The organism is Pararhizobium sp., assembly GCF_965279435.1.
GTDB lineage: Bacteria > Pseudomonadota > Alphaproteobacteria > Rhizobiales > Rhizobiaceae > Pararhizobium.
In genome coordinates this window covers 328,413-342,500 of the sequence record NZ_CBDIHY010000003.1, presented here as the reverse complement: position 1 = coordinate 342,500, position 14,088 = coordinate 328,413, and the positions used below count along the sequence as shown (strand labels likewise).

The window sequence follows — 14,088 nt, the reverse complement described above, 5'->3', positions numbered from 1 at the left end:
CCCTCGGGGGTAGAGCACTGGATGGGCTATGGGGACTCACCGTCTTACTGATCCTAACCAAACTCCGAATACCGAGGAGTACTAGTCGGCAGACACACGGCGGGTGCTAACGTCCGTCGTGAAGAGGGCAACAACCCTGACCTCCAGCTAAGGTCCCCAAGTCATGGCTAAGTGGGAAAGGATGTGAGGATCCCAAAACAACCAGGATGTTGGCTTAGAAGCAGCCATCATTTAAAGAAAGCGTAACAGCTCACTGGTCTAAATAAGGGTCTTTGCGCCGAAAATGTAACGGGGCTAAAGCCATGCACCGAAGCTGAGGATTGTAGCAACCTTCGGGTTGCCGCAGTGGTAGCGGAGCGTTCCGTAAGCCTGTGAAGGGATACCTGTGAGGGGTCCTGGAGGTATCGGAAGTGCGAATGTTGACATGAGTAACGATAAAGGGGGTGAGAGACCCCCTCGCCGAAAGACCAAGGGTTCCTGCTTAAAGTTAATCTGAGCAGGGTTAGCCGGCCCCTAAGATGAGGCAGAAATGCGTAGTCGATGGGAACCACGTTAATATTCGTGGGCCTGGTGGTAGTGACGGATTGCGTAACTTGTTTGCTCTTATTGGATTGAGTGGGCGAGGAAGCGGTTCCAGGAAATAGCTCCACCGTATAGACCGTACCCGAAACCGACACAGGTGGTCAGGTAGAGTATACCAAGGCGCTTGAGAGAACTATGCTGAAGGAACTCGGCAAATTGCACGCGTAACTTCGGAAGAAGCGTGACCTCTTCGTACGCAAGTATGGAGGGGTGGCACAGACCAGGGGGTAGCGACTGTTTATCAAAAACACAGGGCTCTGCGAAGTTGCAAAACGACGTATAGGGCCTGACGCCTGCCCGGTGCTGGAAGGTTAAAGGGAGAGGTGCAAGCTTTGAACTGAAGCCCCAGTAAACGGCGGCCGTAACTATAACGGTCCTAAGGTAGCGAAATTCCTTGTCGGGTAAGTTCCGACCTGCACGAATGGCGTAACGACTTCCCCGCTGTCTCCAGCATAGACTCAGTGAAATTGAATTCCCCGTGAAGATGCGGGGTTCCTGCGGTCAGACGGAAAGACCCCGTGCACCTTTACTATAGCTTTACACTGGCATTCGTGTCGGCATGTGTAGGATAGGTGGTAGGCTTTGAAGCGGGGACGCCAGTTCTCGTGGAGCCATCCTTGAAATACCACCCTTATCGTCATGGATGTCTAACCGCGGTCCGTTATCCGGATCCGGGACAGTGTATGGTGGGTAGTTTGACTGGGGCGGTCGCCTCCGAAAGAGTAACGGAGGCGCGCGATGGTGGGCTCAGAACGGTCGGAAATCGTTCGTCGAGTGCAATGGCATAAGCCCGCCTGACTGCGAGACTGACAAGTCGAGCAGAGACGAAAGTCGGTCATAGTGATCCGGTGGTCCCGTGTGGAAGGGCCATCGCTCAACGGATAAAAGGTACGCCGGGGATAACAGGCTGATGACCCCCAAGAGTCCATATCGACGGGGTTGTTTGGCACCTCGATGTCGGCTCATCGCATCCTGGGGCTGGAGCAGGTCCCAAGGGTTTGGCTGTTCGCCAATTAAAGCGGTACGTGAGCTGGGTTCAGAACGTCGTGAGACAGTTCGGTCCCTATCTGCCGTGGGTGTAGGAATATTGACAGGATCTGTCCCTAGTACGAGAGGACCGGGATGGACATATCTCTGGTGGACCTGTTGTGGCGCCAGCCGCATAGCAGGGTAGCTATATATGGAATGGATAACCGCTGAAGGCATCTAAGCGGGAAACCAACCTGAAAACGAGTATTCCCTTGAGAACCGTGGAAGACTACCACGTTGATAGGCCGGGTGTGGAAGTGCAGCAATGCATGAAGCTTACCGGTACTAATCGTTCGATTGGCTTGATTGTTCTCATTGCTTATGTTCATCGAAGATGAACTTAAGCCATCTGTTTTGTCCTCACGCTGTCGCCGCAAGGCGGCTGCGCTGCGGACGGCGCGCCAAACGATTGGCGACGCGCTCTGCGCTTGCGGTCTTCGACCGGAAGAAGAGCAACAAAACGTGTTCAAAGACTAAAAAGGAGAGAGGCAACGCCTCCCTCGCCAGCTTCTCATTTGGTTTTGCTCCGTCGCCGGAGCAATTCTTGCCCTTAGTTGACCTGGTGGTTATTGCGGGGTGGCTGCACCCGTTCCCATTCCGAACACGGCCGTGAAACGCCCCTGCGCCAATGGTACTCCGTCTTAAGACGCGGGAGAGTAGGTCGCTGCCAGGTCTATTAATGGCAAGAATTATACCAAATACACTATCTTCTCAGAACAAAACCCGGCCAAAGCCGAACAGCAGGCCGCCCTCAAGCGGCCTTTTTGCTTCGGTATAATGCCGGAAAATATACAAACCGGCTGTCTTTCGATCGAAAAACAGCCGGTTCCGCTAAAGGCCTCTGCCTGATACGGAACATCAAGGCGACAAATTCTGCGAATTTGCGCTGAAATGAACAAGGGAAGGCAAATACAGCCCAACCTGTAAGCGACAAACCTTCGGTTTGCGCTATTGACGAAAACCGCCAGAAGGCGGTTTCCTTGTCGCGATATTCGGCTTCGCCGAATACGCTGGTAACGCGACAAATCCTAACGGATTTGCACGGTTCCGACATTCGGCTAAAGCCGAATGCAGAGATAACGCGGGGTGGAGCAGCCCGGTAGCTCGTCAGGCTCATAACCTGAAGGCCGCAGGTTCAAATCCTGCCCCCGCAACCAAACTTAAAACCAAAAAAACACCCAAAAGCCCGCGATCCGGAAACGGATGCGGGCTTTTCCACGTTCAAAGGGGGATGGAAAAGCGGGACGGCAAGCGGCAGGAGCAAAGGCTACCTCAAGCCGTTGAACACGCATAACGCCCCGCACCCGTCTCTCCGTCAACACCCGATAAGCCAACGGCGTAACCCCACAAATGCCACGCGTGGCCAAGAAGGACGTTCAGCCGGGTAGGGCACGGGCACGTTAGCAGTGGCTGGTTGCCGAAGGGATGATGACGTCGCCCAGTCGCAGCGCTGTGTCCCGAGCTAAACAACGGAACGACGCTAGTTTTCGATGTATCCTGGCTTGTGCGATGTTCAGCCCGAAAGACCGTAGACCTTTTCGAGGGTTTCCCAGTTTTCGTCCATGGCATAGGTGGGCGAGAAGAATGGGATGCTGAAATGGCCGAAGCGGATCGACAGTTGCCGTTCGGCGGCGTCGGCAGTCTCGCCGGCGATCTGGTTGAGATAGAGCACGGCGGCAAGGCCGGTCCGGTCGGCGCCGGATTTGCAGTGGATGAGGATAGGTTTTGGGGCGTCGCGCAAAAGGGTGACGAGGTTGTTTGTTTCCTCGAGTGTTAAAGCCTTGGTTGCCGACATCTTGAAATCGATATGTTTGATACCGAGGTCGCGGGCCGCTGTGACCTCGTCCTTATACCAGGCAGCATCTTGGCTGCTTCCGCGCAGGTTGATGATGGTCTTGATGCCGTAACGCTGGGCATAATCGGCCACCTGCAGGGCTGTTGGCTGGTTCGAACGATAGAGCGCGCCCGGCACGACTTCGGCAAAATTACCGGTGATCTGAATAGCGAACAGATAGGTTCCAAGCCCGACAGCTGCTGCGCAGCCGACCAGTCCAACCCGCTTCAAAAATCTGCGCATCATGTCACCAGCGATCTCTTCGATGAGATCACTTTTGACGTTTTGGCTGACAACAGCCTGAACAGCATGCGATGATGGTCGAGGGAATGATCCGGCAGTGTCTCGTACAGTGAGGAGGGTGTCCACAGCGAGTGAGCCCGGTTTCCTACTTCGAACGGCTTTGGCACTTGATTGTGTGAAATATATTTCATAGCATGAATTATATTGACAGTGCTCTGCCATTGCGATTATCTGCCCATACCGGACTTCGAGGAGGAACTCCGGTCTTCATTGGATCATCGGCCGCCGTTCAGGCGCCGCCGGGTATTTGGGAGGGGCTTCGGCCTCAAGGAGGAATCTTGCGCAAATTTCTAAGCACGACCGCATTGGCGGTCCTTGCATCCACGCTCTTCGCCGGTGCTGCCAGCGCCGAAACGGAAAATCCGTTCCGCTGCAAGCCGGGCGAAAAATACGTCATGAATGTCATGGTTTCGGGCGTCGAATACTGGTTCCCGGTCTATGAAATGTTCAAGCAGGCGGGCCAGCAGCTCGGTTGCGAAACCGCCTATACCGGCACGCCGGAATACGACGTCAACAAGCAGATCGCTACCTTCGACCAGGCGCTGGCCCAGAACCCGGCCGGTATCCTCGTTCACCCGATGAACTCCGATCCGTTCATCGAGCCGATCAACCGCGCCATCGACCAGGGCACGGCCGTCGTTACCTTCGCTGCCGATGCGCCGCTCTCCAAGCGCATCTCGTTCATCACCTCGGACAATAGCCGCGAAGGCACCTACGCTGCCGATGCGATTGCCGAAAAGATGGGTGGCAAGGGTGAATATGCCGTTCTGGAAAACCCCGGTCAGGACAACCACGACAAGCGCATCGCTGCCTTCATCGCACGCATGACCGAAAAATATCCGGACATGAAGCTGGTCGGCCGTGCTGCGTCCAACCAGGATCCGACCAAGGCCTATCAGGCGCTGTCGAGCCTCATCCAGGCCAATCCGAACCTCGGCGCTGTGTTCATGCCGGAGGCCAACTCGGCCATCGGCGCATCACAGGCCAACAAGGAAAACGGCGGCAAGATTCTTGTCATGTGCGCCGACGTCAACGCCAACATTCTCGACATGATCAAGGCGGGCGAAGTGTTCGGCTCGATCAACCCCAACCAGGGCATGCAGGGTTATATGGGCTTCATGCTGCTCTGGCTTGCAAAACATCCGGAACTGATCGATCCGATGAATGACGCCAAGCGCGTCGGCTTCAATCCGATGAGCATTCCGTTCGTCGACAACGGCCTGTCGATCGTTACCGCCGACAACGCCGACGACTTCTACTGGGACAAGTACCTGAAGCGGCGTGGTACGAAAGGCATCGAGGAGTAAGCCCACTGCATAATCCTTAAATCGATATCGATTTAAGGACAAATTATGCAGCAGGCCAAAGCGTACAGCGACCTTTGCGCGTCTGAAAGACGCGCGGCGCTGTAGGTGCCGGCTGTCCGGGGCATTATGCTCCGGGCAGCCACCGCAAGCGTATGAGGGAGCATGTCATGGCGGCAGTGCCGGTCTTGGAAATTCGCAATGTCAGCAAGCACTTCGGTGCGGTGAAGGCATTGACGGATGTGAGCTTCCGCCTGGAGAAGGGCGAGGTTCATGCGCTTTGCGGCGAAAACGGCGCGGGCAAGTCGACGCTGATGAATATCATTGCCGGTGTGCTGCAGCCGACCGAAGGCGAAGTGCTCGTCGATGGCGCGCCTGTAAAAGTGACGTCGCCGGCCGTGGCGCAATCGCTTGGGCTTGGTCTGGTGCACCAGGAAATCGCCCTCTGCCCCGATGCCACGGTGGCCGAGAACATGTTCATGGCGGCCACCAACCGCCGCCGCTCGCCTTTCATGAACTATGGCAGGCTGGAGCGGGAGGCTCAAGGTGTGATGAACCGGCTGGCGCCGATCGACGTGCGCCAAAAGGTGGCCGAGCTGCCGATTTCCAGCCAGCAGCTGGTCGAGATCGCCAAGGCGCTGACACTCGACTGCCGCGTGCTGATCTTCGACGAACCAACAGCGGCGCTGACGGAAGCCGAAACGCAGGTGCTGTTCGGGATCATCCGCGATCTGAAGGCACAGGGCATCTCGATCATCTATATCAGCCATCGCATGGCTGAAATTTTCAGCCTCTGCGACCGGGTCACCGTGTTTCGCGACGGGCGTTATGTTTCAACGGAGAATGTCGCCGATCTGACACCGGACGATATCGTCCGCCGCATGGTCGGCCGCGAGATCACGCAGCTCTATCCGGAAAAGCAGGTGCCGGGAGAGCAGACGGGTGAGACCATTTTGAGCGTCCGCAATCTTGGTGACGGCGACCGATTTAAGGATGTCAGCTTTGAATTGCGCAAGGGCGAAATTCTCGGTGTCGGTGGGCTGATCGGCTCGGGCCGTACCGAGATTGCCGAGGGTATCTGCGGATTGCGGCCGGTGAGGGAAGGCGAGGTGCAACTGCATGGACAGCGGCTGCGGGCGCGGTCCTATGCGCAGGCCGTGCAGGCCGGCGTCGTCTATCTTTCGGAGGATCGCAAGGGTTCCGGCGTCTTCCTGGAGCTGTCCATCGCCCAGAATATTGCCGTTCTCGATCTGAAATCGCTGACCGGGCCACTGGGCCTGTTGAATTCGAAGGCCGAGGCGGATCGTGCGCGGGATTTGACAAAGCGGCTTGGTGTGCGGATGGGCGGAATCGATATGCCGGTCTCGTCGCTGTCGGGCGGCAACCAGCAGAAGGTGGCGATTGCCAAGCAGCTGGCGGTCAATCCCAAGGTTATCCTGATGGACGAGCCGACACGCGGTATCGATGTCGGTGCCAAATCGGAAATCCACAGGTTGCTGCGCGATCTCGCGCGCTCCGGCATCGGCATTGTCGTCATCTCGTCGGAGCTACCGGAGCTGTTAGGTCTCTGCGACCGGGTGCTGGTGATCCGCGAGGGCACGGTTGCAGGCGTGGTCGAAGGTGAGACGATGACGGAAGAGGCGATCATGCGGCTCGCGTCGGGCGTCGGCGGTCACAATAATTCGAAGGCATCAGAGCATGCCGCGTAAAGAACAAGCAGGGGCAGGAGACAAGGTCATGGCGGACGCTACAGTGGCAACGGCACATCAGGCACGCGCGCCGGGCTGGAAACGGTTAGGCACGATGCGCGAGGCGGGACTGATCGCGATCATCCTGGCGCTCTGCATCGCCATGAGCTTTGCCTCGCCGCATTTCCTGACGCTCGGCAACTTCCGGGCCATGCTGATGTCGTTCTCCGTCGAAGGCATCGTCGTGGTTGGCATGACTATCCTGCTCATCGTCGGCGGCATCGACCTGTCGGTTGGCTCGGTCGTCTGTTTCTCGATGGTGCTGTCGGGCTCGCTGTTCCTGATGGGGCTTGATCCGTGGAGCGCATCGCTGATCGGCATCATTGCCAGCGGCCTGATCGGTTGTGTCATGGGCTTCTTCGTCACGGTGGTGGGGCTCAACCACTTCATCACATCGCTGGCAGCCATGGTGATCGTGCGCGGCATCTGCCTGATCATCACCAAGGGCACGCCGTTGTCGCTGTTCACCTTGCCGCCCTCGTTCAAGGCGATCGGACAAGGTACTTTCAATGGCGTCCCCTATGTGATCCTGATTTTCGTTGCCATCGTCGTGCTGTTTGATTTCCTGCTGCGCCGGGCAACGGCCTTCCGCAAGGTGTTCTATACCGGTAGCAACGAGAAGGCGGCGCTCTATTCCGGCATCAAGACCAACCAGGTAAAATTCTGGGTGACGGTACTCTGCGCCACGCTATCGGGTGTTGCCGGCGTCATCTACATGTCCCGCTTCGGTGCTGCGACCCCGACCTTCGGTGTCGGTATGGAACTCAACATCATCGCAGCTGCGGTGATTGGCGGCGCCTCGCTGAACGGCGGCTCGGGTACGATCCTCGGCGCGATCCTCGGGATTGCCCTGCTCTCGGTCGTCACCAGTTCGCTGATCCTGCTCGACGTCTCCGTCTATTGGCAAGACATGATCAAAGGTTGCATTCTTCTCGCTGCCGTCTCAATCGACCATTTCCTGCACAAGCGGAAGGCTGCCTGATATGCCCATCGTCAAGCTCAAACCCGCCAATGCGCCGCGCGAGGAAATCGTCATCGCCCGGCAGATGCACCAGGCCCTGGTCCTGCATTTCCTCGAAGGACTGACGCAGGCGCAGATCGCCGATCAGCTCGGCCTCTCGCACGCCACCGTCAACCGGCTGATCAAGCGCGGCCGCCAGCTGGGCCTTGTCGAGATCAAGATCAAGTCACCGGTCGAGCCGCTGGTGGATATGGAAGAACGGCTTCTGGCGCTCGGCGGCATCAGCCGCGCCGTGGTCGTGCCGACCGTGTCCGACAATCCGCAGACAGCGCTTCAGGCCGTCGGCGAAGCAGCGGCAAGGCTGTTGCTCGAAGAGATCACGGATGGCGATACGATCTGCATTACCGGTGGCAAGGGCGTCAGCGCCGTGGTGGCCGGACTGCAGGCGCAGCGCCGCTTCGATGTCGAGGTCATCCCGGCAACCGGATGCGTCCAGGGTAAACACTATACCGACGTCAACCACGTTTCGACGATGATGGCCGATCGGCTCGGTGGGCGGTCCTATCAGATCCATGCGCCGCTGTTTGCCGATAGTGCGGCGGAACGCGGCATGCTGATCAACATGCGTTCCGTCGCCGACGTCTTCAAACGGGCGCGCGAGGCGAAGATCGCGGTGGTCGGCATCGGTTCGATCCTGTCGGATGACTCGAGTTACTACGACCTGCATCCGTCTTCGAGCACCGACCGTGCCGCCATCGAGCGCTCCGGCGCATCCTGCGAGCTGCTGGCACATCTGCTCGATAACCAGGGGCAGGTCTGCGACTACAGCCTCAACCGCTCGCTGGTATCGCTGACCCTGCCGGAGTTTGCCTCGATCCCCACCAAGATCGGTGTGGCGAGCGGGCCGAATAAGGCCGGGCCAATCCTCAGCGTTCTGAGGGGCAATCATCTGGATACGCTGGTGACCGACGAGGCGACGGGTGCGCGCGTGCTGGCATTGGCGAATGGCGAAGGAAAATGGGCATGAGCGGACAACAGTTGACACGCGAGATCGGCAAATCCGGCGTTTCCGCCTCGGCGGTCGGGCTGGGAACCTGGGCGATTGGCGGCTGGATGTGGGGCGGGACGGACGAGAAAGAGTCCATCGCCGCGATCCAGGTCTCGCTTGAGGCGGGCGTGACGCTGATCGATACAGCACCGGCTTACGGGCTGGGGCGCTCGGAAGAAATCGTCGGCAAGGCACTGGCTGGCCGCCGCGACAAGGCTGTCATCGCCACCAAATGCGGACTTGTCTGGCATACGCAGAAGGGCCAGCACTTCTTCGATCAGGACGGCAAGCCGGTCCACCGTTATCTCGGCCGCGATGCGATCCTGCACGAGGTCGAGGAAAGCCTGCGACGGCTCGGCACCGACCATATCGACCTCTACATCACCCATTGGCAGGACCCGACAACGCCGATCGAGGAGACGATGCGGGCGCTGGAAGATCTGCGCACATCCGGCAAGATCCGGGCGATCGGCGCGAGCAATGTCAGCAAGGACGACCTCGACGCCTATATTGCGGTTGGTGGTCTCGATGCCATCCAGGAGCGGTTCAGCATGATCGATCGCGAGATCGAGGTGGATCTTCTGCCGCTGACCCAAGCCAATGGCATTGCAACGCTCAGCTACTCGTCGCTGGCGCTGGGGCTGTTGTCCGGCGCCATCGGCCCGGACCGGGTGTTTTCCGGTGACGATCAGCGCAAGGACAATCCACGCTTTTCGGTCGGCAACCGTGAGAAGGCAACGGCGCTTGCCGATGCCATTCGGCCGGTCGCTGAAAAACACGGCGCAAGCATTGCCCAGACCGTGATTGCCTGGACGCTGGCCCAGCCGGGGGTGACCTTCGCGCTCTGCGGAGCGCGCAATCCGGCACAGGCGATCGACAATGCCCGGGCCGGGACCATCCGGCTGGATGCAGCCGACCTTGCCGCCATCGATACGGCCATAACGGCGAAACTGACTGATATGGACAGGTAGCGGATCGCCATCATGGAACGTCAAGAGATATTGGACGGGCTGCGCCAGAGCCCGAAGGTGGATGTGTGTGTCATCGGCGGCGGCATCAACGGCATCAGCGTCTTTCGGGAGCTGGCGCTGCAGGGGCTGAATGTACTGCTCGTCGAAAAGCACGACTACTGCTCAGGCGCCAGTTCGGCCCTGTCGCGCATGGTGCACGGCGGGCTGCGCTACCTGGAAAACGGCGAATTCAAGCTGGTGCAGGAATCGCTGGTCGAGCGCGACCGGCTGTTGCGCAACGCCCCGCATTATGTAGCGCCGCTGCCGACGACGGTGCCGGTGTTCGATATCTTTTCCGGTCTCGGCAATGGTATCGTCCGGTTTTTGGGCCTCAGCCGCCGTCCAAGCCGACGGGGTGCCGTCGCCATCAAGGCAGGGCTCAGCATCTATGATTTCCTGACGCGCAAGCGGGCGATGATGCCGCGCCATCAGTTTCGTGGACGGCGCACAACGCTGGAAAAATGGCCGGCCCTGCATCCGGGCATCAAGAGTTCCGCCACCTATTTCGATGCCTGGGTCAGCCATCCGGAACGGCTGGGTATCGAACTGCTGCAGGACGGTCTTTCGTCAAAGCTCGGAGCGGCAGCATTGAACTATGCGGAGCTGCGGCGCACGGAAAATGGCCAGTATCGTGTCGAGGACCAGCTTGGCGGCGCGTCCGTGGCCGTCGAACCGGCGCTGATCATCAACGCCACCGGCGGCTGGATCGACATCGCCAATCAAAGCCTGTTTTCGCCGGACGCGCGTCCGGCGCCGCTGATGGGCGGTACCAAGGGCTCGCATCTGATCATCGACAATGACGCACTGCGCGACGCGCTCGCCGATCACATGATCTACTACGAGAACGAGGACGGGCGGATCTGCATCCTGTTTCCCTATCTCGGCAAGGTTTTGGTCGGTTCCACCGATATTCGCGTCGATGATCCGGAAACGGTGCGCTGCGAGGCGGACGAGCGCGATTATATCCTGCAATCGCTCGCCTTCGTGCTGCCGGATATCAAGATCAAGCCCGAGGAGATCGTCTTCCAGTTTGCCGGCGTGCGGCCGCTGCCCGCTAGCAATGATAGCTTCACCGGCCGCATTCCGCGCGATCATTTCTGCACGGTCGTGGAACCCAAAGATGGTGGTCCGCCGGTGCTGTGCATGATCGGCGGCAAGTGGACAACGTTCCGGTCGTTTGGTGAACTGGCAGCCGACATGGCGTTGGAAAGACTGGGCAGGAAGCGTCGTGTTACGACAACCGACCGGCCGATGGGCGGCGGGCGGGCATTTCCCACGAACGCGCCGGTCTGGCTTGCCAGCGTGGCAACTGCCAAGGGCCTTTCCGGCCTGCGTATGGCTGAGCTGTTTTCCCGCTATGGCACGGATGCTGAGGTGGTTGCCAATTTCATCATCGCAGGCGCAGATATGGCGATGCCCCATGCCGGTTACTCGGTGCGCGAATTGCTGTTGCTGATCCGCGACGAGGCCGTCGAACATCTCGACGATCTGCTTTTGCGGCGCACGACGCTGGCCGTCTCGGGCGAACTCTCGCTCGACATGATGGACGCGGCGCTCGATCTTCTGGCGCAGGAAAAGCGCTGGGCACCCGCGCAGCGCGCCAGCGAGCGCGACCGGTTTCTCACCCTTCTCACCGGGCGCCATGGCGTCGATGAAGACATGCTTTCCGCAAGGAACGAACCAAGGAGTACAGAATGCGACACAACAGCAAAGTCCGGATGAACCGGCTGTTCGGCAACGGCCGCTGCCTAGACGTGGCGATCGATCACGGCGTCTGCAACGAACCATCTTTCCTTAACGGGCTTGAGGACATTCAGGTGGTCGTCAAGGCGTTGGTTTCGGCCGCGCCAGATGCGATCCAGATGAATTACGGCCAGGCGGACCTGTTGCAGGACGTTCCCGGCAAGGACAAGCCGGCGCTGGTCATGCGCATCGACATGGGCAATCCCTATAACCGTATCCGCCACCGCGACATGTGGGCGGTGCTGCAGAACGAGGCCGAGCCGCTGATCGGCGCGCTCGAAATGGATGCGGCCTGCGTCGTCGTCAACCTGTTCATGCTGCCGGACGAGCCGGACCTGTTTCGCCAGTGCGTGCAGAACATTTCCCGGGTGCGGGCCGATTGCGACAAGTATGGCATGCCGCTGATGATCGAGCCGCTGGTGATGCAGCCGGTCACCGAAAAGGGTGGTTACATGGTCGATGGCGATGCCGACAAGATCGTCACCTTGACGCGGCTTGCCCGCGAGATGGGTGCCGATATCGTCAAGGCCGATCCGACCGACAATGCCGAGGATTTCCATCGGGTAGTGGAAGCAGCCCGCTGCCCGGTTCTGGTGCGCGGCGGCGGCAAGGAAGATCTGCGCGCAGTGTTCGACAAATCTGCGGCCTTGATGCGTCAGGGCGCAATGGGCATGGTCTACGGACGCAACATCTATCAGCACGCCAATCCGAGTGCCGTGGTGCGCGGGCTGATGGCGATTATCCATGAGAACGCCAGCGGCGAAGAGGCTTTTGCTGTTTATCAACAGGGTTGATTGAGGCGCATTCCCTCTTCTCCCCGGCGGGGAGAAGTGCCGAGCGTATGCGAGGCGATGAGGGGGCGGCGAATTCGAAGCCTGCCGCCCCCTCATCCGGCCCTTTGGGCCACCTTCTCCCCGTTGGGGAGAAGAGGAAGTCAGGTCTGTGCTTTCGGCCCGAACCGCGCAAAACTGTCAGAGCCTTGGGAGGGGTTGAGAATGAAACACTATCTTTTGGGGCTCGACGCCGGAAACACTGTCATCAAGGCAGTGATTTTCGACCGTGAGGGCAACGAAATCGCGGCTGCGGCCGAAGAGGGACATAGCCGCATGCCGAACCCGGGTCATGTCGAGCGTGGTCTGGACGAGCTCTGGACCAATGCGCGGCAGGTTATTCGCGCCTGTATCGAAAAGGCAAAGATCCGGCCGGAGGAGATTGCCGCGATCGGTTGCGCAGGGCATGGCAATGGTCTCTATGCGCTCGATCGCGACGGCGCCCCGCTGCTCGGCATTCAGTCGATTGATACGCGGGCGACCGGCCTCGTCGAGCAATGGGCGGCGGAAGGCGTGGGCGAACGCACCCAGCCGATCGCCCGGCAGCGCCCGTGGCCATCGCAGACGCCGACATTGCTGGCCTGGCTGAAGCGCAACAAGCCGGAACAGTTCAGCCGGATCGGCACGGTGTTCTTCTCCAAGGATTTCATCGTCAACCGCCTGACCGGCGAGCGCGTCAGCGAAGTCTCCGACATGTCGGGTGCCGGGTTGCTCGATCTTGCGGCGCGCCGTTACGACAAGGCGCTGATGGAAGCCTACGGTCTTGGCGATTGTTTGGACCTCCTGCCGCCACTGATCGAAAGTGCTGATATTGCCGGTACGGTGACGGAAGAGGTCGCCAAGCAGACAGGGCTCGCTGCTGGCACGCCAGTGGTTGGCGGGTTGTTCGACGTCGTTGCCTCGGCGCTTGGCTCGGGCGTTACGCGCACCGGCAGCGCCTCGATCATCGCCGGGACCTGGAGCATCAACCAGGTGATCATCGACGGCCCCGACCTCGATGGACCTGTCTTCATGTCATCGACCTTCGATCGCACCCGCTACATGGCGATGGAAAACAGCGCCACTTCGGCCGCCAATCTCGAATGGCTGGTCAGGGAGTTCTTCGAAGGCGAGCATGCGGAAGGCGTTTCGCCCTTCGATGCAGCTTGCGCGCTGGCAGGCGCAGTCGAGCCCTCGGCAGACGATCCGCTCTACCATCCCTATCTCTACGGCGCCCAGCAGGACGGCCATGCGCGCGCTGGGTTCTACGGTATTGCCGGCTGGCACACCAAGGGGCATCTTGTTCGAACGCTGCTCGAAGGCGTTGCCTTTGGTCATCGCGCTCACATCGAGACGATCCGCAAGGCGGGTGCCGTGTTCAACGAAGCGGTTCTTTCCGGAGGCGGGTCTCGCAGCCTGATCTGGCCGCAAATCTTTGCCGATGTGCTCGGCGTTCCCGTGACCGTTGCCCGTTCGCGGGAAACCGGCGCGCTGGGGGCCGCGATTGCGGCCGGAACCGGCGTGGGTATCTTCGCGGATTTTGAAGCCGGTGCGGCGGCCATGGTGCAGACCGATCGGCATTATCGTCCGAACGTCTCGCTTGAGGCGCATTATGCGCGGCGCTACGCTCTCTATACCGATATTGCCGAGGCGATGGGCCCGCTCTGGCGGCGTCTGACGGCGGTGCAGCCTGTTGTTGCTGGAGTGGCGGCGTGAC

Annotated in this window: 9 protein-coding genes, 1 tRNA gene and 2 rRNA genes (1 of these 12 cut by a window edge); 11 read left to right on the top strand and 1 reads right to left on the bottom strand. The window is 59.6% G+C overall.

The window, feature by feature from the left end; translation table 11 throughout:
• The 3 genes from ACQY8Q_RS07265 to ACQY8Q_RS07255 all read left to right on the top strand — a co-directional run.
• Window positions 1-1,921, top strand: a 23S ribosomal RNA gene (locus tag ACQY8Q_RS07265) (it extends 886 nt beyond the left edge of the window).
• Window positions 1,922-2,169: 248 nt separating this feature from the next.
• Window positions 2,170-2,284: ribosomal RNA gene (gene rrf, locus ACQY8Q_RS07260) — 5S ribosomal RNA — on the top strand.
• Window positions 2,285-2,691: 407 nt separating this feature from the next.
• Window positions 2,692-2,768: transfer RNA gene (locus ACQY8Q_RS07255), tRNA-Met, on the top strand.
• 356 nt (window positions 2,769-3,124) lie between these two features.
• Here ACQY8Q_RS07255 and ACQY8Q_RS07250 read toward each other — a convergent pair.
• Window positions 3,125-3,688: a dual specificity protein phosphatase family protein gene (locus ACQY8Q_RS07250; RefSeq protein ID WP_428429696.1), complete on the bottom strand. Its 564-nt coding sequence runs from the start codon at window positions 3,686-3,688 to the stop codon at window positions 3,125-3,127.
• A gap of 338 nt (window positions 3,689-4,026) precedes the next feature.
• Here ACQY8Q_RS07250 and ACQY8Q_RS07245 point away from each other — a divergent pair, with 338 nt between their 5' ends.
• The 8 genes from ACQY8Q_RS07245 to ACQY8Q_RS07210 all read left to right on the top strand — a co-directional run bounded on the left by ACQY8Q_RS07245 (window position 4,027) and on the right by ACQY8Q_RS07210 (window position 14,087).
• Window positions 4,027-5,055: a substrate-binding domain-containing protein gene (locus ACQY8Q_RS07245; protein ID WP_428426000.1), complete on the top strand. Its 1,029-nt coding sequence runs from the start codon at window positions 4,027-4,029 to the stop codon at window positions 5,053-5,055.
• Between the two features lie 167 nt (window positions 5,056-5,222).
• Window positions 5,223-6,761, top strand: coding sequence for a sugar ABC transporter ATP-binding protein (locus ACQY8Q_RS07240; RefSeq protein WP_428425999.1), 1,539 nt, complete (start codon window positions 5,223-5,225; stop codon window positions 6,759-6,761).
• A gap of 28 nt (window positions 6,762-6,789) precedes the next feature.
• Window positions 6,790-7,782 carry an ABC transporter permease gene (locus ACQY8Q_RS07235; protein ID WP_428425998.1) on the top strand — a complete coding sequence of 331 codons (993 nt, stop codon included), beginning with the start codon at window positions 6,790-6,792 and terminating at the stop codon, window positions 7,780-7,782.
• A gap of 1 nt (window position 7,783) precedes the next feature.
• Window positions 7,784-8,788: a sugar-binding transcriptional regulator gene (locus tag ACQY8Q_RS07230; RefSeq protein ID WP_428425997.1), complete on the top strand. Its 1,005-nt coding sequence runs from the start codon at window positions 7,784-7,786 to the stop codon at window positions 8,786-8,788.
• Window positions 8,785-9,780: an aldo/keto reductase gene (locus tag ACQY8Q_RS07225; RefSeq protein WP_428425996.1), complete on the top strand. Its 996-nt coding sequence runs from the start codon at window positions 8,785-8,787 to the stop codon at window positions 9,778-9,780. Before ACQY8Q_RS07230 ends, ACQY8Q_RS07225 begins: the two co-directional genes overlap by 4 nt.
• Window positions 9,781-9,792: 12 nt before the next feature.
• A complete protein-coding gene (locus ACQY8Q_RS07220; RefSeq protein ID WP_428425995.1) occupies window positions 9,793-11,541 on the top strand; it encodes an FAD-dependent oxidoreductase in 1,749 nt (582 codons plus the stop codon).
• Window positions 11,514-12,356, top strand: coding sequence for a class I fructose-bisphosphate aldolase (locus ACQY8Q_RS07215; RefSeq protein WP_428425994.1), 843 nt, complete (start codon window positions 11,514-11,516; stop codon window positions 12,354-12,356). The genes ACQY8Q_RS07220 and ACQY8Q_RS07215 overlap by 28 nt, the downstream gene beginning before the upstream one ends.
• Window positions 12,357-12,557: 201 nt before the next feature.
• On the top strand, window positions 12,558-14,087 hold the full coding sequence (locus tag ACQY8Q_RS07210; RefSeq protein WP_428425993.1) for an FGGY-family carbohydrate kinase: 1,530 nt from the start codon (window positions 12,558-12,560) through the stop codon (window positions 14,085-14,087).
• Window position 14,088 lies beyond the last annotated feature (1 nt).